Origin of the sequence: Nonomuraea aurantiaca (assembly GCF_020215705.1) — a bacterium.
Lineage (GTDB): Bacteria > Actinomycetota > Actinomycetes > Streptosporangiales > Streptosporangiaceae > Nonomuraea > Nonomuraea aurantiaca.
Genome location: NZ_JAIWNB010000003.1, coordinates 76,818 through 98,663, shown reverse-complemented (window position 1 = coordinate 98,663; position 21,846 = coordinate 76,818). Strand labels below are relative to the sequence as shown.

The 21,846-nt window shown below is 70.0% G+C and carries 22 protein-coding genes; 13 read left to right on the top strand and 9 right to left on the bottom strand.

The genetic code is table 11. The annotated features are described in order from the left end of the window. Positions 1 to 11: 11 nt before the first annotated feature. The 4 genes from LDL49_RS10010 to LDL49_RS09995 are packed head-to-tail and all read right to left on the bottom strand — an operon-like array spanning position 12 to position 3,107. Positions 12 to 767 (bottom strand): SCO6745 family protein, encoded by a 756-nt coding sequence (locus tag LDL49_RS10010; protein WP_225290687.1) that lies wholly within the window; start codon positions 765 to 767, stop codon positions 12 to 14. 51 nt (positions 768 to 818) lie between these two features. Next, positions 819 to 1,631, bottom strand: coding sequence for a diaminopimelate epimerase (gene dapF, locus LDL49_RS10005; RefSeq protein ID WP_225290686.1), 813 nt, complete (start codon positions 1,629 to 1,631; stop codon positions 819 to 821). Positions 1,632 to 1,640: 9 nt separating this feature from the next. After that, complete coding sequence (gene miaA / locus LDL49_RS10000) at positions 1,641 to 2,546, bottom strand: tRNA (adenosine(37)-N6)-dimethylallyltransferase MiaA (protein WP_225290685.1); 906 nt, start codon at positions 2,544 to 2,546, stop codon at positions 1,641 to 1,643. Between the two features lie 45 nt (positions 2,547 to 2,591). After that, a complete protein-coding gene (locus LDL49_RS09995; protein ID WP_225290684.1) occupies positions 2,592 to 3,107 on the bottom strand; it encodes a methylated-DNA--[protein]-cysteine S-methyltransferase in 516 nt (171 codons plus the stop codon). A 141-nt stretch (positions 3,108 to 3,248) separates the two neighbouring features. On the opposite strand from LDL49_RS09995, the gene LDL49_RS09990 reads away from it, so the two are divergent. Beyond that, on the top strand, positions 3,249 to 4,151 hold the full coding sequence (locus tag LDL49_RS09990) for a ribonuclease Z (protein WP_225290683.1): 903 nt from the start codon (positions 3,249 to 3,251) through the stop codon (positions 4,149 to 4,151). A gap of 1 nt (position 4,152) precedes the next feature. Here LDL49_RS09990 and LDL49_RS09985 read toward each other — a convergent pair whose 3' ends face one another. Both LDL49_RS09985 and LDL49_RS09980 read right to left on the bottom strand, forming a co-directional pair. Then, positions 4,153 to 5,025 carry an LLM class flavin-dependent oxidoreductase gene (locus LDL49_RS09985; protein ID WP_225290682.1) on the bottom strand — a complete coding sequence of 291 codons (873 nt, stop codon included), beginning with the start codon at positions 5,023 to 5,025 and terminating at the stop codon, positions 4,153 to 4,155. Between the two features lie 10 nt (positions 5,026 to 5,035). Then, positions 5,036 to 5,494, bottom strand: a complete 459-nt coding sequence (locus LDL49_RS09980) for a MarR family winged helix-turn-helix transcriptional regulator (protein WP_225290681.1) — start codon at positions 5,492 to 5,494, stop codon at positions 5,036 to 5,038. Positions 5,495 to 5,556: 62 nt separating this feature from the next. Between LDL49_RS09980 and LDL49_RS09975 the strand changes: the two genes are divergently transcribed. Beyond that, positions 5,557 to 5,952: a VOC family protein gene (locus LDL49_RS09975; protein ID WP_225290680.1), complete on the top strand. Its 396-nt coding sequence runs from the start codon at positions 5,557 to 5,559 to the stop codon at positions 5,950 to 5,952. A 12-nt stretch (positions 5,953 to 5,964) separates the two neighbouring features. Here LDL49_RS09975 and LDL49_RS09970 read toward each other — a convergent pair whose 3' ends face one another. Further along, positions 5,965 to 6,708 carry an isocitrate lyase/PEP mutase family protein gene (locus LDL49_RS09970; protein WP_225290679.1) on the bottom strand — a complete coding sequence of 248 codons (744 nt, stop codon included), beginning with the start codon at positions 6,706 to 6,708 and terminating at the stop codon, positions 5,965 to 5,967. A 74-nt stretch (positions 6,709 to 6,782) separates the two neighbouring features. Continuing rightward, positions 6,783 to 7,316, bottom strand: coding sequence for a hypothetical protein (locus tag LDL49_RS09965; RefSeq protein ID WP_225290678.1), 534 nt, complete (start codon positions 7,314 to 7,316; stop codon positions 6,783 to 6,785). A gap of 183 nt (positions 7,317 to 7,499) precedes the next feature. Here LDL49_RS09965 and LDL49_RS09960 point away from each other — a divergent pair, with 183 nt between their 5' ends. Beyond that, positions 7,500 to 8,222: a hypothetical protein gene (locus tag LDL49_RS09960; protein WP_225290677.1), complete on the top strand. Its 723-nt coding sequence runs from the start codon at positions 7,500 to 7,502 to the stop codon at positions 8,220 to 8,222. A gap of 217 nt (positions 8,223 to 8,439) precedes the next feature. Here the strand turns inward: LDL49_RS09960 and miaB are convergent, their stop codons facing one another. Then, the gene (gene miaB / locus LDL49_RS09955) at positions 8,440 to 9,930 is read right to left on the bottom strand and encodes a tRNA (N6-isopentenyl adenosine(37)-C2)-methylthiotransferase MiaB (RefSeq protein ID WP_225290676.1); all 1,491 of its coding nucleotides are present in this window, start codon (positions 9,928 to 9,930) and stop codon (positions 8,440 to 8,442) included. Positions 9,931 to 10,064: 134 nt separating this feature from the next. Here miaB and LDL49_RS09950 point away from each other — a divergent pair, with 134 nt between their 5' ends. The 10 genes from LDL49_RS09950 to LDL49_RS09905 all read left to right on the top strand — a co-directional run bounded on the left by LDL49_RS09950 (position 10,065) and on the right by LDL49_RS09905 (position 21,414). Next, positions 10,065 to 10,820 (top strand): amino acid ABC transporter ATP-binding protein, encoded by a 756-nt coding sequence (locus LDL49_RS09950; RefSeq protein WP_225290675.1) that lies wholly within the window; start codon positions 10,065 to 10,067, stop codon positions 10,818 to 10,820. Positions 10,821 to 10,855: 35 nt separating this feature from the next. Continuing rightward, a complete protein-coding gene (locus LDL49_RS09945; protein WP_225290674.1) occupies positions 10,856 to 11,713 on the top strand; it encodes a glutamate ABC transporter substrate-binding protein in 858 nt (285 codons plus the stop codon). 61 nt (positions 11,714 to 11,774) lie between these two features. After that, the gene (locus tag LDL49_RS09940; RefSeq protein ID WP_225290673.1) at positions 11,775 to 12,446 is read left to right on the top strand and encodes an amino acid ABC transporter permease; all 672 of its coding nucleotides are present in this window, start codon (positions 11,775 to 11,777) and stop codon (positions 12,444 to 12,446) included. Next, on the top strand, positions 12,443 to 13,339 hold the full coding sequence (locus tag LDL49_RS09935) for an amino acid ABC transporter permease (protein ID WP_225290672.1): 897 nt from the start codon (positions 12,443 to 12,445) through the stop codon (positions 13,337 to 13,339). The genes LDL49_RS09940 and LDL49_RS09935 overlap by 4 nt, the downstream gene beginning before the upstream one ends. Positions 13,340 to 13,481: 142 nt before the next feature. Continuing rightward, the gene (locus LDL49_RS09930) at positions 13,482 to 15,350 is read left to right on the top strand and encodes a S9 family peptidase (RefSeq protein WP_225290671.1); all 1,869 of its coding nucleotides are present in this window, start codon (positions 13,482 to 13,484) and stop codon (positions 15,348 to 15,350) included. A 209-nt stretch (positions 15,351 to 15,559) separates the two neighbouring features. Then, positions 15,560 to 17,386 (top strand): ABC transporter substrate-binding protein, encoded by a 1,827-nt coding sequence (locus LDL49_RS09925; protein ID WP_225290670.1) that lies wholly within the window; start codon positions 15,560 to 15,562, stop codon positions 17,384 to 17,386. Positions 17,387 to 17,433: 47 nt separating this feature from the next. After that, positions 17,434 to 18,456 (top strand): ABC transporter ATP-binding protein, encoded by a 1,023-nt coding sequence (locus LDL49_RS09920; protein WP_225290669.1) that lies wholly within the window; start codon positions 17,434 to 17,436, stop codon positions 18,454 to 18,456. After that, positions 18,456 to 19,466 carry an ABC transporter ATP-binding protein gene (locus LDL49_RS09915; protein ID WP_225290668.1) on the top strand — a complete coding sequence of 337 codons (1,011 nt, stop codon included), beginning with the start codon at positions 18,456 to 18,458 and terminating at the stop codon, positions 19,464 to 19,466. Before LDL49_RS09920 ends, LDL49_RS09915 begins: the two co-directional genes overlap by 1 nt. Then, a complete protein-coding gene (locus tag LDL49_RS09910; RefSeq protein ID WP_225290667.1) occupies positions 19,463 to 20,452 on the top strand; it encodes an ABC transporter permease in 990 nt (329 codons plus the stop codon). Before LDL49_RS09915 ends, LDL49_RS09910 begins: the two co-directional genes overlap by 4 nt. Beyond that, a complete protein-coding gene (locus LDL49_RS09905) occupies positions 20,452 to 21,414 on the top strand; it encodes an ABC transporter permease (protein WP_225290666.1) in 963 nt (320 codons plus the stop codon). The genes LDL49_RS09910 and LDL49_RS09905 overlap by 1 nt, the downstream gene beginning before the upstream one ends. The last annotated feature ends 432 nt before the right edge of the window (positions 21,415 to 21,846 follow it).

The window sequence follows — 21,846 nt, the reverse complement described above, 5'->3', positions numbered from 1 at the left end:
AGTCTGCCAGGTCAATCACCGTGCCCAAAACGCAGAAGCTCGATGAGCTCGTCCGATTCGTCATTGTTCAGTGCCGAAAATACAGATGCCAGCAGATCATCGGTCGCCTCTTCGACCGCGACCCTTTTCGCGACGACGGCGGGAGACGGCTTCTGGTACGGCTCAGGCCAGGTGAAGAACTTGGCCATCACCTCACCAGAAGCGTGTCCGAAAGGAGTGCCGTCGTGGTCGGCCGCCAGCATCGCCTCCAGCGGGTCGAGGCCCGCCGCGATCACCGCGTTGGCGTGCAGCCCTCCTCGCAGCTCCCGTACGACGTGCATGAGCTGCGTGGCCCGCGCGGGCGCGTCGTCGGGCAGAGGTACGGCCCGCCACCCGGCGAACAGCGGCGCCCCGGCGGCCGGGGCCTGGGCGACGACCGGTTCGAGCAGCTCCGCGAGCCTGGCGCAGCCGTCGTAGCCGCCGAGCCTGCGCCGCCCCCACTCGTGGCAGACCTCGGTGTAGACCTCGACGGCCCGCTCGACGCTCAGCTTGCGCCCGCCGTACCAGCTCTCCTCGACGTGGGCGGCGGGGAAGAAGACCGCGACGGAGGTGACGACGTCGGCCGCGCACTCGCCGAGGACTCCGCAGCGCCCGCGGAAGTAGAACTCACGCGGGCCGAGGCCGTACTCCGCGCAGCGGGCCTTGGCCTCCCTGGAAACCATGAAGCCGCCGCCGTATCGGCCGATGGGGGCCTTGACGCGCATCGCCGTGGTTCTCGGGTCCGCCATGTCCACCTTCCCTCAGTTCGCCAAGTGGACTCAGCATCCCTCAGGAGAACATCATTCTGCAAGCATCAGGTTCCCGCCCGCGACGATGACGGCGGGGCCGGTCAGATAGCTGGTCTCCTCGGTGAGCGTGACGACGACGGTGCCGCCGGGCACCTCGATCGTCCACTTGCCGGTGGTCTCCCCGCGCAGGCCCGCGGCGGCGACGGCGGTGGCGACCGTGCCGGTGCCGCAGGAGCGGGTCTCGCCCGAGCCGCGCTCGTAGACGCGCATGACCGCGCGGCTGGGGCCGACCGCGTTGAACAACTCGATGTTGACGCCGCTGGGGAAGACCCCCGGGTCGAAGCCGGGCTGGTGGCTCAGGTCGAGCTGGACGACGGGGTCGCCGATGGGGCAGGCCAGGTGCGGGTTGCCCATGTCGACGTGGACGCCTTCGTACTCGTGACCAGCGACGGTGGTGACGCTGCGGCCGCGGACGACGGGCTTGCCCATGTCGACGGCGACGTCGCCGTTGTCCTCGATGCGGATCCTCCTGACGCCGCCCCTGGTGGCCACGTTGAACTCGCTCTCCCCGACCAGCCCCGTCTCGACGAGGTAGCGGGCGAAGACGCGCGCGCCGTTGCCGCACATCTCGGCCATGCTGCCGTCGGCGTTGCGGTAGTCCATGAACCACTCGGCCGTGGCGGCCTGGTCGGCCACCTCGGGGCTCAGCTTGGTGCGGACCACGCGCAGGACGCCGTCGGCGCCGATCCCGGAGCGCCGTTCGCAGATCTTGGCGACCAGCACGGCGGACAAGTCGAGCTCGCCCTCGGGGTCAGGGAGGATGACGAAATCGTTCTCGGTGCCGTGACCCTTAAGGAAGCGCATTTGACCATTTTATGCGGAGCCTTGGCCGGCGATCCGCGCCAGGGACCGCTCCAGCAGGTCAGGGGCGTCGTAGGGCAGCCAGTGGACCCGCGGATCGCGGCGGAACCACGACTCCTGGCGGCGGGCGAAGCGCCTGGTCGCCCGGACGGTCTCGGCGTACGCCTGCTCCTCGGTCCATTCGCCGTCGAGGTAGCGCGCCACCTGGGCGTAACCCAGCGCGCGGCTCGCCGTACGTCCCTCTGCCAAGCCCTGCCCGAGCAGGGCCCGCACCTCGTCGACCAGGCCCGCCGCCCACATGCGCCCGACCCGGACCTCGATCCGCTCGTCGAGCTCCGGCCTGGGCACCTCCAGCCCGATCTGCACGCTCGGATAGAGCGCCTCGAACGACGGCATGGTGGCCGAGAACGGGCGGCCGGAATGCTCGATCACCTCCAGCGCGCGCACGATGCGGCGGCCGTTGCTCGGCAGGATCGCCGACGCGGCGGCCGGATCGGCCTCCCGCAGCCGCTCGTACAGCGGCGCCGGGCCGCGTTCGGCCAGCTCGGCCTCCAGCCGGGCCCTGATCTCGGGGTCGGTGCCGGGGAAGTCCAGGTCGTCGATGGCCGCGCGCACGTAGAGCCCGCTGCCGCCGACCAGCACGGGGGCCGCCAGCGACTCGATGAGCGGCCTGGCCAGCTTCTGGTATTCGGCCACGCTGGCGGTCTCGGTGACGTCCCAGATGTCGAGCAGGTGGTGCGGCACCCCCCGCTGCTCGGCCGGGGAAAGCTTCGCCGTGCCAATGTCCATGCCTCGATAGAGCTGCATCGAGTCGGCATTGATGCACTCGCCCCCCAGCCGGAGCGCGAGATCCACGGCGAGATCGGACTTTCCGGCGGCCGTGGGGCCCACGACGGCGATGACTGGCTGCTGACGCACACCGACAAGTGTGTCAACTGTCCGGGTATGGATGGGACAGAGTGTCTAGAGGTCGAGGAGCGTCGGCTGCAGGTATCCCTCGTGGGTCAGCAGCCAGCGCTTGGTCTCCACGCCCTCGCCGCCGCTGAAGCCGCCCAGCCCGTTGCCCGCGACGACGCGGTGGCAGGGCACCACGATCGGGATCGGGTTCGAGCCCATGATCGAGCCGATGCCGCGGGCCGGCACCCGCGAACCGCTCCGCTCGGCCAGCTCGCCGTAGGTGACGGCGGTGCCGTACGGGATGCCGTGCAGGGTCTTCAGCACCTGCCGCCGCGACCCGGAGGTCAGGCGCCAGTCGATCGGGGTCTCGAAGGTACGCAGGTCGCCGGCGAAGTAGGCGTTCAGCTCGGCGACGGCGAAGGCCGTGCGCTCGGGGTCGTCCACCTCGGCCAGGTCCGAGAGCCGCTCCCCCGGATGCGTCCGGGAGCCCCATCCCGTGGCGGCCAGGCCGACCTCGGTCACCGCCAGCACGAACGGCCCTACCGGCGTCGGCACCTCCGCGTACGCGACCGTACCCATCATGTCCTCCCCTGGGGGAATTGCTCCCGGCATAAACACTAGGCGACTCCGGGATGGCCATGTGGCAGTCCGCGTCAACCGGCGCAAGAAGCGGCCCGCACCGGCCTGCGCACGCCCACCGGCTGACGGTCTACGATCGCGCTCGTGTCATCCCGTGAACTCGTCATCCTGGGGACCTCCAGCGCGGTGCCCACGCGCCACCGCAACCACAACGGTTACCTGCTGCGCTGGGACGGCCAGGGGTTCCTGTTCGACCCGGGTGAGGGCACGCAGCGGCAGATGGTGCACGCGGGGGTCAGCGCCAACGACATCCACTGGCTGTGCCTGACCCACTTCCACGGCGATCACTGCCTGGGCGTGCCCGGCGTGGTGCAGCGCATCGCGCGCGACAAGGTCCGGCATCCCGTACGAGCGGTCTACCCCGCCTCCGGCGCCGGCTACTGGCAGCGGCTCCGGCATGCCGCCGTCTTCGCCGACACCACGGTCATCGAGGAGCAGCCGGTCAGCGGCGAGCAGGTCACCATCGGCCCGCTGACCGCCCGCCGCCTGTCCCACCCTGTCGAGTCCTACGGCTACCGTCTCCAGGAGGCGTCCAGCCGGCGCATGCTGCCCGACAAGCTGGCATCTTTCGGTATTCGCGGGCCGGAAATCAGCGAGCTCCAGCGCACCGGGTCCGTACGCGGCATCACGCTCGACCAGTGCAGCGTCCCCAAGCCGGGCCAGAGCGCCGCCTTCATCATGGACACCCGCCTGTGCGACGCCGTCTTCGAGCTCGCCTCCGGCGCCGACCTGCTGGTGATCGAGTCGACGTTCCTGTCCGCCGAGAGCGCCCTGGCCAAGGAGTACGGCCATCTGACGGCGTTCGAGGCCGGTCTCGTCGCCGCCGACGCCGGGGTGCGCCGCCTGGTGCTGACCCACTTCTCCGAGCGCTACGGCTTCGCCGACGAGCCCGGCTTCCTCGCCGACGTACGGCGTAGCTTCGACGGCGAGGTCATCCTGGCCCGCGACCTGATGAAGATCCCCGTGCCACGACGACGGCACCCGTAGGTCACGGGACCAGCGGGCGTACCTCTTCGGCCACGAACCGGACGAACCCCTCGAGGTCGGGCTCGTCGGCCGTCGGCTGGAGCACCACGGTGTCACCCCCGGCGTCCGCCAGCCGTTGTACGGCCTTGGCCACCGTGCCCGCGTCCCCGGCGACTCCGACGTCCGCCTTGGCACCGTCGCCCCAGCGCTCGAGCTCGGCCTTGAGCCGCCCGGCTCCGTCCGGCCCGGTCGCCGCGTGCAGGTAGGCGATCACCTCATGGCGGTCGGTACGCCCGGCCGCCGCCCGCCCCTCGTCGATGAGCCCGCGGGCCCGCCGTATCTCGTCGGGCGGGGTGCCGGCGACGAGGATGGTGCCGTCGGCGGCCTCGCCGGACAGACGCAGCGAACGCGGCCCGACCGCCCCGGCGAGCACCGGGGGCGCCGTCTCCGGCGGCCAGTCGAGGGCGACGTCGTCGAGCCGCACGTACCGGCCCTCCACGGTGACCCGCTCGCCGCGCAGCAGCGCCCGCAGGGCCACGAGGTACTCGCGCAGCAGGGTCACGGGCGAGTCCACCCGCGCGCCGGCCTGCGCCATCCACTCCTGCACGCCGTGGCCGACGCCCAGCACCACCCGCCCCGGGAACAACCGGTGGAGCGTGGCCACCTCCATGGCGGTCAGGGCGACGTTCCGCAGGGGCACCGGAAGCAGGCCGACGCCGACGCGCAGCCGTTCGGTCCAGGCCAGGGCCGCGGCCGCGCTGGCGATGCCGCTCTGGGAGAAGCAGTCCTCCCAGAGCCACAGCTCGTCCAGCCCCGCCTCCTCCGCGGCGCGGGCCACGCCGCGCATCCGTTCGGGAGGGACCTGAGGCCGGAACACGGCACCGAGAGCAGTCATGAGATCTTTCCTACCCGCCCGCACCCGGACCGGACAACAGCTGCTGGACCAGGATCCGGGTGAGCAGGTCGTGCAGCTGGTCGCGTTCGGCGGTGTCGAGGGGGGCGAGGAGCTCGTCCTGGATGGCTCGCGCCTCCTGCGTCAGGCGGGTCAGTTCGCGCCGTCCCCCGGCGGTGATGGTGACGGTGACTCTGCGGCGGTCGGCGGGGTCGCGGGCGCGGTCGACGAAGCCGGGCGCCGAGAGCTCGTCCAGGACCTTGACCACGTCACTGGGGTCGATGCCGAGCCTGGCCGACAGGTCGCGCTGAGCGTGCGGCCCGAAGTCCGCCAACGCCGCCAGCACGGCCATGTGCCACATGCGCAGCCCGTCTGCCGCCAGCCGCGCGGCCAGCCGGCCTCTGGCCGCCTTCCCGGTCTTGGACAGCAGGTACGTGGTGAGTCCGAGCAGGCTCGGCGGCAGCGCTTCCATCCTGGATATTGTAGGGTTCACCCAATAATAGGTCTCAACCCACTATTTTAGGAGAATTCCGGATGGACGTGCTGCATCCTCGGCTGCTGGTTTCGGCGTTCGCGGAGTGCTTCGCCTTCTACGACGCGGTCCTGCCAGAGGTGCTCGGGGCGAGCCTCGTGAAGGGTGGCCCGGACGGTCCCTACGCGCACTGGGACGTGGGCTCCGAGGGGGTGCTGTCGATGCTCGACCGTGGCTTCATGCCCGAGGTCGCGGGCACCGGCGCCCTGCCGGAGGACGCCGCCCAGGATCGCGTCATGCTCGTCAGCCGGGTGACCGACGTCGACCGGGCGTACGCCGTCTGCCTGGCCCACGGCGGCCGGTCCGTCGCCGAGCCCGCGGACCGGCCCGGTTGGGGCGTGCGCGCCGCTCACGTCCGTGACCCGGAAGGCAATCTGGTGGAGTTCCAGTCCTACTGAGCGGGTACGCGGTCACTCGTACGGGCTGCGGCCCTCGTCGATCGCCTGGATCAGGCCGCGAGCGTAGTCGTACGCCGCCCGCTGCAGACCGCCCCCGTAGCTGACCCTGGCCACCCCCAGCTCGGCCAGCCCGGCCGGATCCGGGACGCCCGGCCGGAACAGCACGTTCACCGGGCCGCCGACCTCGCTCACCAAGGCCCGGATCTCCTCCGCGTCGCCGAGGCCGATCGGGTAGACGCAGTCGGCGCCGGCCTCCAGGTAGCGCCGCGCCCGCGTCACGGCCGCCTCCCGTGTCGCGTCGCCGTGCAGATAGGTGTCGACCCTGGCGTTGATCACCAACCCCCGCCCGGCGGCGGCCCGCACACCGGCCAGGAACTCGGCCTGCGCCTCCATGTCGACGAGCGCGTCCGTGCGGGGGTCGGAGTCCTCCAGGTTGCAGCCGACCGCGCCGGCCGCGGCCAGGCGTTCGACCAGCTCGGCCGGCTTCAGGCCGTAGCCGCGCTCGACGTCCGCCGTCACGGGCACGTCCACCACGCGCGTGATGCGGGCCACGGCGGCCATCATCTCGTCGACGGGGGTACCCTCGCCGTCCTCGTAGCCCAGCACCTGGGAGACGGCCGCGCTTCCCGTGGCGATCACCGGGAAGCCGGCCTCCTGTACGGCTCGCGCGGACGCCGCGTCCCAGACGTTGGGCAGCACCAGCGGGTTGCCGGGCACGTGGAGGGCGCGCAGCAGAGCCGCCTTGTCAGTGGTCATGCGGGCAGCCTAGGAAGGAAGCGACCCCCACCAAAGAGCCAATGGCCCGGGGAACCGCCAAACCACTTGGCCGGTCAGCAGCCGCTCTTCGAGCACTGCCCGATGACCTGGCCCGCCGGGCCGTCCGCCGGGCTCTCGCCCGCGGACTCCTGCGCCGGGGTGGTCGGCGCCGAGGTGGGCTTCTTGCCGTTCTGGACCGGAGGCGTGGTGCGCGAGTCGGTGCCCGCCGACCCCTTGTCGAGGCCCGTGTCCGCCTTACCCGTGTCGGCGGTGCCGGTGTCGGCGTCGGCCAAGGGTTCGTCGGCCACGTCGGACGGGGTGCCGGCGTCGGGGGCGTCCGTCTTGGCGTCGCCCATGGACGCCTCTTCGTCCTGCTGCAGTTCGTCGGCGGTGGTGGCCTGGCTCGACTGGCCCGGCGGTGCCGGCTGGGCGGGACCGCCCGCCAGCGCGAAGCCGATGCCGCCCGCCGCGAGCACGGCGACGAGGGCCGACGCGGCGATGACAACGGTCTTCTTGTTCGTGGTGGACCTGGCTTTTCTGGCAGGTCTCGGCATATCGCCCGGCCCGGTGAGGATCTCCTGGCGATCCGGCTCCATCGGATCTTGCATGGTGCTGTGACTCCCTGCGGTCGTATCGGGAAAGCTCGCCGGCTTCCGCGGGTGATGGACCACACTAGCCGCAGGAGTGGAATGCTCGCGCACCAATCACAAAGGAATCACGACTTGTCCCCACTTCATGCCATTCGACCAGGTCGTCGTGACCGCCTGGCAGCCGCGGCAGGTGTGGCCGGGGTGATCGTCATCGCCGCGCTCGGTATTTTCCTGGCGTTCATGGGATCGCAAAGTCCCGGGCCCGAAAAGGCGCCGGAAAATGATCAGGAAAGCGGGCTTTCCCATGGATCGAGCATTACGCCGGCGAGTCGTCCTCCGCTCCCGACCTCGTGGCCCTCGTACCCGACCTCGGCCGACGGCCTGGCCGCGGACAGCGGCCCGCCCCCGGAGAACGGCCCGACCCCCGAGAAGGGCCTCACTCCCGAGGAGGCCCTGACGCCCGAAGAGGGCCTGACGCCCAAAGAGGGCCTGACGCCCAAAGACGGCCGGGCACCCGAAGACGGCCGGGCACCCGAAGAGAGCCTCGCGCCCGAGAAGGACCTCACGCCCAGGGAAGACCTGGCGCCGAAGGAGATCGAGGCTCGCCCGCGGCCCGTCCCCTCACCGAGCCCGGGAGTGGGCGAGGCACTACAACCGCCCACGCGGAGGGACAGCGCCACCCCGAGCGGCCCGGCGGGGAGGACACGGGCGCCCAGATCCCTGCCGACCCCGCCGCAGAGCACGGACCCCGAACCGGCCGCACCGGCGACCGTGGCCACCGCACAAGCCACCCAGGCCACCAGGACGAGCGCGTCCACGCAAAGACCGGCGCCTTCCGCGCGCCTGGGGACCGACCCGTGCGCGACCTTCCTCGACTTCCGCCGCGACTACTGCTACCGGCTCCTCAACCGCCTCGGCCGATGACTCTCCCCCGAGGGGGAATCCGTCCACCGGGACCCCGGACCGGCTTCATCCCCCGAAGGGAGCACTCCCATCACGACGGACCGCCTTCATCCGTTCCCCCGAAGGGGGATCCCTCCGAAAAGGCCCCTTGCCACAATGGACCGTCACAGGGATCGAGACGGTCGTGTGACGGACCATCCCCGGACTCCTATGGTCACCGCGCGAGAAAGCCGACGCCCTAGGAGGCCGAGCACGCCCCCGCGGCGGGCACCGACGGCGGGCGGCCGATGGTGGGCATGCCGAGCGAGACCCCCTTGGCCGGAGCCGGAGCACCCTGCCGCGCCTCCCAGGCGTCACCCGCCCGCGTACGGCGCACCGACCCCACCGGCCCGTCGGCCACCAGGTGGTGCGGGGCCGCGTACGTGACCTCGACCGTCACCATGTCACCCGGCCGCGGCGTATGGTCGCCGACCGCGAAGTGCACCAGACGGTTGTCGGCCGCGCGACCGGACAGCCGCCGCGTGGCGTCGTCCTTGCGGCCCTCGCCCTCGGCGACCAGGACCTCCAGCGTCCGTCCCACCTGCTTGCGGTTCTCCGCCCAGGAGATCTCCTCCTGCAGGGCGACCAGGCGCTCGTAACGCTCCTGGACGACCGCCTTGGGGATCTGGTCGTCCATGGTCGCCGCGGGCGTGCCGGGCCGGATGGAGTACTGGAAGGTGAAGGCGTTGGCGAAGCGGCTCTCGCGTACGACGTCGAGGGTGGCCTGGAAATCCTCCTCCGTCTCGCCGGGGAAGCCGACGATGATGTCGGTGGAGATGGCCGCGTCGGGCATGGCCGCGCGGACCCGCTCGATGATGCCGAGGTAGCGCTCAGCCCGGTAGGAGCGGCGCATCGCCTTCAGCAGGCGCGAGGAGCCCGACTGCAGCGGCATGTGGAGCTGGTGCATGACGTTGGGCGTCTCGGCCATGGCGGCGATCACGTCGTCGGTGAAGGCGGCCGGGTGCGGCGAGGTGAAGCGGACCCGCTCCAGCCCGTCGATGGTGCCGCAGGCGCGCAGGAGCTTGCCGAACGCCAGGCGGTCGCCGAACTCGACGCCGTAGGTGTTGACGTTCTGGCCGAGCAGCGTGACCTCGAGAACGCCCTGATCCACCAATGTCTGGACCTCGGCGAGAACGTCGCCGGGACGCCGGTCCTTCTCCTTGCCCCGCAGCGACGGCACGATGCAGAAGGTGCAGGTGTTGTTGCACCCGACCGAGATCGCGACCCAGGCGGCGTAGGCGGACTCCCGCTTGGTGGGCAGCGTCGAGGGGAAGACCTCGAGCGACTCCTTGAGCTCGACCTGCGCCTCGCCCTGGATGCGGGCCCGCTCCAGCAGCACCGGCAGGGCGCCGATGTTGTGGGTGCCGAACACCACGTCGACCCACGGCGCCTTGCGGACGATCTCGCCCTGGTCCTTCTGGGCCAGGCAGCCGCCCACGGCGATCTGCATCCGGGGGTTGCTCATCTTGGCCGGTCGCAAGTGGCCGAGGTTGCCGTAGAGGCGGTTGTCGGCGTTCTCGCGCACGGCGCACGTGTTGAACACCACGACGTCGGCGGTATCGCCCTCGGCCGCGGCCACGTAGCCGGCGTCCTCCAGCAGGCCGGAAAGGCGCTCGGAGTCGTGCACGTTCATCTGGCACCCGTATGTGCGCACTTCATAGGTGCGGGCGCTCTCCTGGGTCACAGTCATCGCACGTCCAAGGGTAGTCCTTGTCCGGCTTGCGACGGTCGTAGGATCTAAAACACCAGCTTGATGGCATGATGTGATCGGATCGGTACCGCTCGGTTAGTGACCAGCGTCCTATTGGCCCCTAGGTTTTGCACATGACGGAGAACGGGGACGTCACTCCACTTGTAAAGTTGGAGCACGTCAACAAGCACTTCGGGGCACTGCACGTCCTGAAGGACATCAACCTGACCGTTTCCCGTGGCGAGGTCCTGGTCGTGATCGGCCCTTCGGGTGGCGGCAAGTCCACCCTGTGCCGGGCCGTCAACCGGCTGGAGACCATCGACGGCGGGCAGATCATCTTCGACGGCCAGCCGCTGCCGGAAGAGGGCAAGGCGCTGGCCAAGCTCCGCTCCGAAGTGGGCATGGTCTTCCAGTCGTTCAACCTGTTCGCCCACAAGACGATTCGCGAGAACGTCACGCTGGGGCCGATCAAGGTGCGCAAGAAGGCCCGCGACGCCGCGGAGACGCGCGCCATGGAGCTGCTCGAACGGGTGGGCATCGCCGCGCAGGCGGACAAATACCCCGCGCAGCTCTCCGGCGGGCAGCAGCAGCGCGTCGCCATCGCCAGGGCGCTGGCCATGGACCCGAAGATGATCCTGTTCGACGAGCCGACGTCGGCGCTGGACCCGGAGATGGTCCAGGAGGTGCTCGACGTCATGATCGGGCTGGCTCGCGACGGGATGACGATGATGGTCGTCACGCATGAGATGGGGTTCGCGAGAAGAGCCGCGAACCGGGTGGTGTTCATGGCCGACGGGCAGATCGTCGAAGAGAACACCCCCGATGAGTTCTTCACCAACGCCCAGACAGACCGGGCCAAGGACTTCCTTTCGAAGATCCTCACGCATTGATCCCAGTCCGCAGCAGGAAGATTGAGGTAACCACTATGCAGATGCGTCGAACTGGGGCCGTGTTCGCCGTCACGGCCATGGCGGTCGGTCTTGCCGCGTGTGGCGGTGGAGGCAGCTACACCAACGTCGTGGACAAGCTCAAGGGAGCCAAGGAGATCACCGTCGGCACCAAATGGGACCAGCCGAGCCTGGGCCTGAAGAAGGGTGGCGGTGACCCTGAGGGCTTCGACGTGGACGTCGCCAAGTACATCGTGAAGGAGCTGGCCGGCGGTCAGGATGTGAAGATCACGTGGAAGGAGTCGCCCTCGTCCAACCGGGAGGCGCTGCTCGCCAATGGCACCGTGGACATCATCTTCGCCACCTACTCCATCACTGACGCGCGCAAGCCGAAGGTGACCTTCGGCGGCCCGTACGTCGTCGTCCACCAGGACACCATGGTCCGTGCGGACGCCGCGGACATCAACAAGGCGACCGACCTCAAGGACAAGCGGATCTGCCAGGCGCAGGGCTCCAACTCCTACAAGCGGATCACCGACCCGCCGCCGGACGGCAAGCTCAACCTGCCCGCCAAGCTCGTCGGCGCCAGCAACTACTCCGAGTGCGTGCAGAAGCTCAGTGGTGGCAACCTGGACGCGGTCACCACCGACAACCTGATCCTCGCCGGCTTCGCCAGCCAGGACCCGGGCAAGTACAAGCTGCTCAACGACCCGTTCACGGACGAGAAGTACGGCATCGGCCTGAAGAAGGGCGACAAGACGACCTGCGAGGCCGTCAACAAGGCCGTCGCCAAGATGTGGCAGGACGGCACGGCCACCCAGCTCCTCACGAAGTGGTTCGGCAAGACCGGCCTGGACCTGCCCAAGGAGGCCCCACCGGCCGAGGGTTGCGCCTGATCCTCAAGCCCGCGGCGGCCGGTGACCCGGCCGCCGCCGCCATTCTCTCTGGTGGAGCACGATGGACGAACTGATTCAGTACGCGCCCGACCTGGGCGAAGGATTCCTGAACAACATTAAGCTCTCGCTGATCATCGCGGTGTTCTCGCTGATCGTCGGCACGATCCTGGCCGCCATGCGGGTCTCTCCCACCCCGGTCCTGCGGGCCGCGGGCACGGCGTACGTCAACGTGGTGCGCAACACCCCGCTGACGCTGGTGCTGGCTTTCTGCTACCTCGGGCTCAGCGACACCCTCGGGCTGATCTTCTCCACCGAGGTGCCGCTGACGAACTCGTTCTGGCTCGCCGTGCTGGGCATGTCGGCCTACACCGCGGCGTTCGTCTGCGAGGCGCTGCGATCCGGCATCAACACCGTGCCCATGGGACAGGCGGAGGCGGCCCGCGCGATCGGGCTCACCTTCAGCCAGTCGATCACGCTTGTCATCTTCCCGCAGGCCTTCCGGGCGGTCATCGCCCCGCTCGGAAGCGTCCTGATCGCCATGATCAAGAACACGACCGTGGTGGCGGCCGCAGGCTACACCGTGGACGTCGCCGCCAAGATGAGGGAGACGTTCGACACCACCGGCGTCTCGATCCCCATCTTCATCGGCATCGTGCTGTCGTTCCTGGTACTCATCCTGCCGATCGGCTGGTACACCGGCTGGCTGGCCAGGAGATTGGCGGTGGCCCGATGAGCACGTCCGTCCTCTTCGACGCTCCCGGCCCGCGCGGCCGGGTGCGCAACCACCTGATCACCGGGATCTCCGCGCTCGCCCTGCTGGCGGTCCTCGGCTGGATGGTGCTGAAGTTCAACGAGAAGGGCCAGTTCGACGGCAAGCTCTGGGAGCCGTTCACCACCGAGACCGTCTGGGTGGACTTCATCCTGCCCGGGCTGGTGGGCACGCTCACGGCCGCTGCGCTGGGTGCGGTCTTCGCGCTGCTGTTCGGTGCGGTCTTCGGCATCGCCAGGCTCTCCGACCACCGGTGGATCAGGATTCCCGCCGCCTGGATCGTGGAGCTCTTCCGGGCGATCCCGCTGCTCCTGCTGATCTTCTTCATCTGGTTCCTGTCGCCCGACCTGTTCGGCGGCGGGGACTACGCGCTGTTCGCGATCGTGCTCGGGCTCACCCTCTACAACGGCTCGGTGCTGGCCGAGGTGGTCAGGGCGGGCATCAACTCGATCCCGAAGGGCCAGTCGGAGGCGGCGTACGCGGTCGGGCTGCGCAAGGGCGGCGTGATGCGGTTGATCCTGCTGCCGCAGGGCCTCACGGTGATGATGCCCGCGGTGGTCAGCCAGCTCGTGGTCCTGCTCAAGGACACCGCGCTGGGCTACTTCATCGTCTACGTCGACCTCCTGAACATGGGTTTCAAGACCCTGCCGTCGGTCTACCCCGGCACGAAGCTGGTGTCGGCGGTCGTCATCGGCGTCATCTACATCGTCATGGCCATGGCGCTCAGCGCGTTCGCCACCTGGCTGGAGAAGCGCAGCCGCCGCAGCCGCAAGACCACGGCCAGGCCGATAGAGCCGCCGGGCGCGGTGGCCGGCCTGCCGTCCGGCCGACCGGCTCCCGACGGAGCCGTGGTCTAGGGCTGAGGTCATCGAGCAGGTCACCGCGGTGAACGGGTGACCGGAGTGGGGTGGTCACCGGACTACGGTGATCGAAGCGGGGTGGTCACCGGAGTGAGGTGATCACCCCGCACTCTTGCCGATCTTCCGGCAGGATGCGTCTATGCCCTTCTGGCGCTCCCCCATCTCGACCACCGACGTCGCCCGGTCCGGCCGGCGGCTCGGCTGGCCGACCGCGCTCGACGGCCAGGTGTGGTGGACGGAGGACCGCCCTGACCAGGGCGGACGCAGCACGATCATGCATCGCGCCGCCGACGGTACCTGCCGTGAGCTGCTGCCCGAGCCGTGGAGCGCCCGCACCCGCGTGCACGAATACGGCGGGCGGCCCTACGCGGTGACCCCCGAGGGCCACGTGATCTTCGCCTGTCTCGCCGACCAGCGCCTTTACCTGCTCACCAACCAAGCTGGCCGCACCGACCGCACCGATCTCGCCGACCGCACCGACGCCGGCGAGCCCGTACCGCTCACCCCCGAGGGCGACCGTTACGCCGACCTGCTGGTCCGCGACGGCCAGGTCTGGTGCGTACGCGAGCGGCACACCGACGACGGGAAGACGACCAGGGCCATCGTCTCCGTCCCGATCGGCGACGGTGAGACCCGCGAATGGGTCACCGGCGGCGACTTCTACGCCTCCCCCGCCATCTCCCCCGACGGACGGCATCTCGCCTATATCACCTGGAATCATCCGCGCATGCCGTGGACCGGCACCGAGCTCCGCGTCACCCGCCTGTCCGACGGCACCTCGTGGACCGTGGGCGGCGGCCCGTCGGAGTCCGTGCTCGCGCCCAGCTGGAAGGACGACGGCCACCTCTATCTGATCTCCGACCGCTCCGGCTGGTGGAACCTCTACCGGACCGGCCTCCACGACCTCTCGCCACAGCCGCTCCATCCCCTGGAGGAGGAGTTCGCCTGGCCGCCGTGGACGCTGGGCGGCCTGCCCTACGTCGTGCTCGGCGACGGACGGCTCGCGGTGCTGCACGGGCGCGGCGACCTGCGGCTCGGCATCCTCGACCCGGAGACGGGCCGGCTCGCCGACCTCGATCCGCCGGGCGACGGGTGGGATCCGGCGCTGGCCGCCGACGGCACCAGCGTGACCGGCATCGCGTACGGCGCCGCGGTCCCGAAAACGCTCATCCGCGTCGACACCGTCACCGGCCAGGCCGAGACCCTCAGGCTCGACATCGACGAGCTGCCCGACCTCGCCTGCCTGCCCACGCCACGGCCGGTGGAGATGGGGCACCGGGTGCACGGCTTCCTCTATCCGCCGTCCAACCCGGCCGCCGAGGACTCGGAGGACGCTCCTCCGTACGTGCTGTTCGTGCACGGCGGTCCGACGGCGCACGAGGGCACGGCGCTCGACCTGGAGAAGGCGTACCTCACCTCACGCGGCATCGGCGTGCTCGACGTCAACTACGGCGGGTCCAGCGGCTACGGCCGGGCCTACCGCGATCGGCTGAAGGGGCAGTGGGGCGTCGTCGACGTCGAGGACACGATCATGGCCGCCGAATGGCTGGTGGCCGAGGGGCTGGCCGATCCCGGGCGCATCGCGGTGCGCGGCGGCAGCGCGGGCGGCTGGACCGTGATGGCGGCCTGCTGCCGTTCGGACGTGTTCGCGGGGGGCGTGTCCTACTACGGCGTCAGCGCGCTCGCCCCGCTCCATGCCCACACGCATGATTTCGAGTCACGTTACGTGGAGTGGCTGGTCGGCCCGGAGGACCCGCGGCTCTACGCCGAGCGCGAGCCGCTGGCGCTGGTCGACGGCGTCTCCTGCCCGATGCTGCTGCTCCAGGGGCTCGACGATCCCGTGGTGCCGCCCGAGCAGTCGGCGGCCTTCGCCGACGCGCTGGCCGTGCGCGGCGTCTCGTGCACCTATCTGGCGTTCGAGGGCGAGTCGCACGGTTTCCGGCGCACCGAGACACGGGCCACCGCGCTGGCCGCGGAGCTGGCGTTCTACCAGCAGATTTTCAGCTGATTCTCGCTTTCGTCGCCATCAATCACGGTTCTTGGACAGAACCGGTATCACTCCGTGGTCGCTACTCGCCAACGGTTGAATAACCGTCCTCGACACCGCCCTCCCCAAGTGGGTTGCTCGAAGGAGCAGCACGTGGGGCGCGCCTCGCGGCCACGAAGCGCGCCCCACTGGCCAGCCACATATCCCCACTCGGCACGAGGGAGGGCCAGATGGCCAGCTTGCGCCATCTCAGCATCGCCGTGGTGGCCGCGGCAAGTCTGCTCGCCGCCGCCTGCGCCACGGACACCGGTACGAACGGCTCGGCGCCGCCGACAGCGGCCCAGGAGACCGGCAAGCCCTTGTCGGGCGGCACGATCAGGCTGGTGGGCGGCGGCGACGTCGACCATCTCGATCCCACCAGCGCCTACTACACGGTCACCAACGGCATCATGCGCGGTTACGCGCGCCAGCTGTTCAACCTGAGCGGCGTGGCCAAGGAGGCCGACACCACCAAGGGCTTCGCCGTCGTTCCCGACGTCGCCGCCGAGCTGCCGACGACCGCCAATGGCGGCCTCAGCGCCGACCAGCTCACGTACACGATCAAGCTGCGGGACGGCGTCCAGTGGGACACCCAGCCGCCGCGGGCGGTGACCGCGGGCGACTTCGTCCGCGGCTTCAAGCGCCTCTGCAACCCGGTGGCCGGAGCAGGCGCGCCCGGCTACTACACCAGCACGATCAAGGGCATGGCCGCCTACTGCGCGGCCTACGCCAAGGCGTTCGAGAAGGACAAGCCCACGGCGGCGGCACTGGCGGCCTTCCAGAACTCGCACGACATCGCCGGTGTGCAGGCCAAGGATGCCAAGACGATCGTGTTCACGCTGGTCCAGCCGGCGAGCGACTTCCTCAACATCCTGTCGCTGAACTTCTCCTCGGCCGCACCCCAGGAGTACGACCAGTACGTGCCGGACGACGCCACCTTCCGCCAGCACGTGATCTCCGACGGCCCGTACAAGATCACCCAGTACGTGGCCACCAAGTCGATCAGACTGGAGCGGAACCCCGCCTGGACGCAGGCGGCCGACCCGATCAGGCACCAGTACGCCAACGCCGTCGACGTCAAGATGGGCGTCACCGAGCCCGACGCGGTGCAGCAGCAGATCGAGGCGGGCAGCGCGGACCTGTCCTGGGACCTGCCGGTGCCCACCGCCCAGATCCCGCGCCTGAAGAGCGGCGACCCCAATTTCAAGATCTTCCCGGGCGCCGTGACGAACCCGTATCTCGTCTTCAACCAGCAGAGCAAGAACGAGAACGGCGCCATGGGCAAGGTCAAGGTCCGCCAGGCCATCGAGTACGCCATCAACAAGGTGGCCATCGCCAAGATCTACGGCGGTGCCGACGTGGCGACCCCGCTGCACACGGCCATCCCGCCGGGCAACATCGGCTACCAGGAGTACAACCCGTACCCGACGCCCGGCGACCAGGGTGACCCGGCCAAGTGCAAGCAGCTGCTCGCCGAGGCGGGCTACCCGAACGGGATGACGCTCATCGGCGCGTTCCGCAACGCGGGCAACCACCCGGCCAACTTCCAGTCCTACTCGGCCGACCTGAAGAAGTGCGGGATCACCGTCAAGGGCCTGCCCGTACGGCAGGGCGACTACTACGGGGCGTTCCTCCAGAACCCGACCATCGCCAAGGACAGCAAGTGGGACATCTCGGCCCCCGGCTGGGTGCCCGACTGGTACGGCAACAACGGCCGCGCGGTCTCCCAGCCGCTGTTCCAGACCAACTGCACCCCGGGCACGAGCAACTACGGCTGCTACAGCAACCCCAAGGTGGACGCCCTCATCAAGCAGGCGCTGGCCGAGCCCGACGCGACCAAGGCGGCCGGCCTCTGGCACCAGGTCGACGAGACGGTGATGGCCGACGCGGTGATCGTGCCGTTCGGCAACCAGAACACGCCGATCTACAAGAGCAAGCGGGTGCGCAACGCGCTGTACCTGCCCGCGTTCCAGGTCTACGACATCACCAGCCTCTGGCTTGACCCCAACTCGCCATGACCGTGCGGCGCCCCGCGGGACTCCCGCGGGGCGCTGTGAGGAGGAACATGAGCCTGCTAGAGGTGACGGACCTGAAGGTGTCCTTCCCCACCTCCGACGGCCTGGTCCAGGCGGTGCGGGGACTGTCGTTCACCGTCGACCGCGGCCGGACGCTGGCGATCGTCGGCGAGTCGGGGAGCGGCAAGACCGTGAGCACCCAGGCCATCCTCGGCCTCTCCCCCGGAGCCGACATATCCGGCACCGCCCTGTTCGAAGGGGTGGACCTGCTCGAACTGGACCGCGAGCAGTTACGCCGCATCCGCGGGGCGGAGATCAGCGTCGTCTTCCAGGACCCGCTGACCAGCCTGCATCCGCTCTACAAGGTCGGCCGGCAGATCGAGGAGCTCTTCCACGTCCACCGGCCCGACACCAGCCGCGCCGAGGCCCGTAAGCGCGCGATCGAGCTGCTCGGCCTGGTCGGCATCCCCCGACCGGACCGGCGGGTGGACGACTACCCGCACCAGTTCTCCGGCGGCATGCGTCAGCGGGCGATGATCGCCATGTCGCTGGCGCTGAACCCGAAGCTCATCGTCGCGGACGAGCCGACCACCGCTCTCGACGCGACCGTCCAGGCGCAGATCCTCGAGCTCATCGGCCGAGTCCAGGCCGAGTTCGACATCGCGCTCATCCTCATCACCCATGATCTCGGCGTCGTGGCGGGCATCGCCGACGAGGTGCTGGTCATGTACGCGGGCCTGGTGGCCGAGCGGGCCGACCGCCGCACCCTCTACTACCGCCCGCACCACCCCTACACCAAGGGCCTGCTGGAGTCGATCCCGGGCAGCACCGGGACGCGGGGCGACCGGCTGCGGCCCATCCCCGGCTCCCCGCCGTCGCTGATCGACCTGCCCTCGGGCTGCGCCTTCCACCCGCGCTGCCCGTACGCCATGCCGGTCTGCGCGGCCGAGCGGCCGCCGCCGGCCAAGGTCACGGGCGGCGGCGGGCACGCCTCGGCCTGCTGGCTGCCCCACGAGGCGGTCGGGCTCGGCCCGGAGGCCGACGCGCTGCGACTGCAGGCGAAGGAGGCCTGATGCTCCTCGAAGTCGAGAACGTCGTCAAGCACTTCCCCATCACCACCGGCCTGCTGGTCAAGCAGACGATCGGGCAGGTGTCGGCGGTCGACGGGGTGAGCTTCGACCTGTCGCCGGGCGAGACGCTCGGGCTGGTCGGTGAGACCGGCTGCGGCAAGTCGACGCTCGCCCGCTGCGTCGCGGGCCTGCATCCGATCACCTCGGGCCGGGTCCGCTTCGACGGCGACGACATCACGAACCTGCCCAGAGCCAGGATGAGGGCCTACCGGCGCGACATCCAGGTCATCTTCCAGGACCCCTACGGCTCGCTGAACCCGCGCCGGCGCGTGGGCTCGATCATCGCCGACCCGCTCGTGGTCCACCGGGTGAGCCGCGGCACCGAGCTGCGCCGTACGGTGCAGGAGCTGATGGAACGGGTGGGGCTCAATCCCGAGCACTACAACCGGTTCCCCGCGGAGTTCTCCGGCGGGCAGCGGCAGCGGATCGGGGTGGCCAGGGCGCTCGCGCTGCGGCCCCGGCTGATCATCTGCGACGAGCCGGTGTCCGCGCTGGACGTGTCCATCCAGGCGCAGATCCTCAACCTGCTGAAGGACCTGCAGGACGAGTTCGGGCTGACGTACCTGTTCATCGCGCACGACCTGTCGGTGGTGCGGCACATCAGCGACCGGATCGCGGTCATGTACCTGGGCAAGATCGTCGAACTCGCGGGGGCCGACGAGCTGCACGAACATCCCCGGCATCCCTACACGAACGCCCTCCTTTCCGCCACGGCGGTGGCCGACCCGGACGAGGCCGAACGGCGGCGGCGCATCATCCTCACGGGCGACGTCCCCTCGCCGATCGACCCGCCGTCCGGCTGCCGCTTCCATCCCCGGTGCCCGAAGGCGCGGGAGCGCTGCTCTTCGGAGGAGCCGCCGCCGGCGCTCCGGGACCACCTGGTGGCCTGCCACTTCCCCGTCGAGGCAGGCGAGGACTTGACCACTTCCGGTTCCGGGGGGAGGCCCGCATGACGCTCACCGAGATCAGACCGGACGCGGTCACCGACCGGACGATCGCCGGCCGCAGCCCGTGGCAGCTCGCCTGGGCCAGGATCAGGACCGACAAGGTCGCGCTGGTCTCCGGCCTGACCGTGGTCCTGCTCTGCCTGCTGGCGCTGGCCGCCCCGCTCATCGCCGCCTGGAACGGCCACGACCCGGACGAGCAGTTCCGCGACACCGGCATCACCGCGCAAGGGCTGCCGATCGCGCCGAACGGCACGTTCTGGTTCGGCACCGACCGGCTCGGCCGCGACCTGTTCATCAGGGTTCTGTACGGGGCGCGCGTCTCGCTGCTGGTCGGCGTGGTCGCCACCGGGCTGGCGGCGCTGGTGGGCGTCCTCGTCGGCCTGCTGGCCGGCTACTACGGCGGCGTCATCGACACCGTGCTGTCCCGGCTCATGGACGTGGTGCTGTCGTTCCCGTACCTGATCTTCGCGATCGCGGTCGTCTCGATCGCCGGGCCGTCGCTGACCGCGACGATCGGGGTGATCGCCTTCTACTCGTGGGCGGCCATCGCGCGGGTCGTACGCGGCCAGACGCTCTCGCTGAAGGAACGCGAGTACGTCGAGGCCGCGCGGTCCATCGGCTGCGGCGATCTCCGGATCATGTTCGTCGACATCCTGCCGAACCTGCTCGCCCCGGTCATCGTCCTGACCACCCTGCTCGTGCCGGCGGCCATCGTCTTCGAGTCGACGCTGTCGTTCCTCGGACTCGGCATCGTGCCGCCCACCCCCTCCTGGGGCAACCTGCTCAGCGAGGCGCAGGGCTTCTACCGGGTCGCCTACTGGTATCTGGGCTTCCCCGCGGCCACCCTGCTGCTCACCACGCTCGCCTTCAACCTGGTCGGCGACGGCATCAGGGATGCCATCGACCCACGCATGGAACGCCTGTTCAGCCGCCGCGGCCGCCGCAACCGCCGTGACCGCCGTGACCGCCGCCGCCGTCGTAAGGGGGCCTGATGCTCCGCCGTTTCCTCCTCCGTCGGGCGCTGCTGGGCGTGCTCGTCCTCTGGCTCGTCACGCTGGGCACGTTCCTGCTGTTCTTCGTCGCCCCCAGCGATCCCGCCAGAACGCTGGCCGGCCGCCAGGCCACCCCCGAACAGGTGGAGCTCATCCGCCACAACCTCGGCCTGGACCGCCCGATCCTCGTCCAGTACCTCGACTACCTGAATCGCCTCATCCACGGCGACCTCGGCCAGTCGTACTTCTCCGGCGAATCCATCGGCAAGCTCCTCTCCCAGGACTTCCCGCCCACGGCCTCGCTCGTGATCGGCGGCGCGATCCTCTGGGTCGTCATCGGCGTGGGCGCCGGAGTCATCAGCGCCACCCGGGCGCGCTCGCTGCTGGACCGCGTCGTGACGTTCCTGGCCCTGGCCGCCGTGTCCATGCCCACCTTCGTGGTCGGCCTGCTGCTGTTGTACTTCCTGTTCTTCCAGCTCTCCATGGCCGGAGCGCCGCTGCTGCCGCCGGACTCGTACGTGCCGCTCACCGACAGCCCCGGGGAGTGGGCCCGCCACCTGATCCTGCCCTGGATCACGCTGGCCATGGTCCAGGCCGCCTCCTACGTACGCCTAACACGGGGGTCGATGCTGGACATCCTCGGCGAGGACTACATCCGCACGGCCCGCGCCAAGGGCGTCCCCGAAGGCCGGGTCATCTACCGGCACGGCTTACGCGCCGCCCTGACACCGGTGGTGACGCAACTCGGCGTCGATGTGGGCACACTGATCGGCGGGGTGGTGGTGACGGAGTCGGTCTTCGGGTTGGGCGGCATCGGGCAGGCGGTGGTGCAGGCGTTCGTCAGCGGCGACCTCCCGGTCATCATGGGCGTCGTCGTCCTCGCCACCACCGCCGTCGTCGTGGCCAACCTCCTGGTGGACATCACCTACGGCCTCCTGGACCCCCGCATCCGCCTGACCTGACCCGGCCACAGAACCTGTGCCCGGGAATGTGCCTCTCGCCGCCCGACCACGCCCCACCCGCTCCCCCCGCCCCGCTCTCTACTCCCCGCCCCGCCCTCCGAGCGCCATGTCGGCAGGCGGGACATCCCTCTCCCTCCCACCTTTCGCTCCCCGGCCCCGCTGTCCGCTCCCCCGCCCCGCTATCCCGAGCGCCGCGTCGGCGAGCCGTGGCACGGCGGATTCCGGCGCCTGTCACAGGAGCTCAATCCGCGGATGGGCGGACCGGGGTCAAGCGGATGAGCGGACCGGCGTCAAGAAGACGCACGTCACGGCGCCCAGCCACCTCCACCGGAGGAGCGTGCCCCTGGACAGACCCAGCCACGCACAGAGAGTGGGGCCCACCGGGCCTGCCGTAAAAGATCATTGAAAGTCGGCACCCCCTCCACCGGAGGA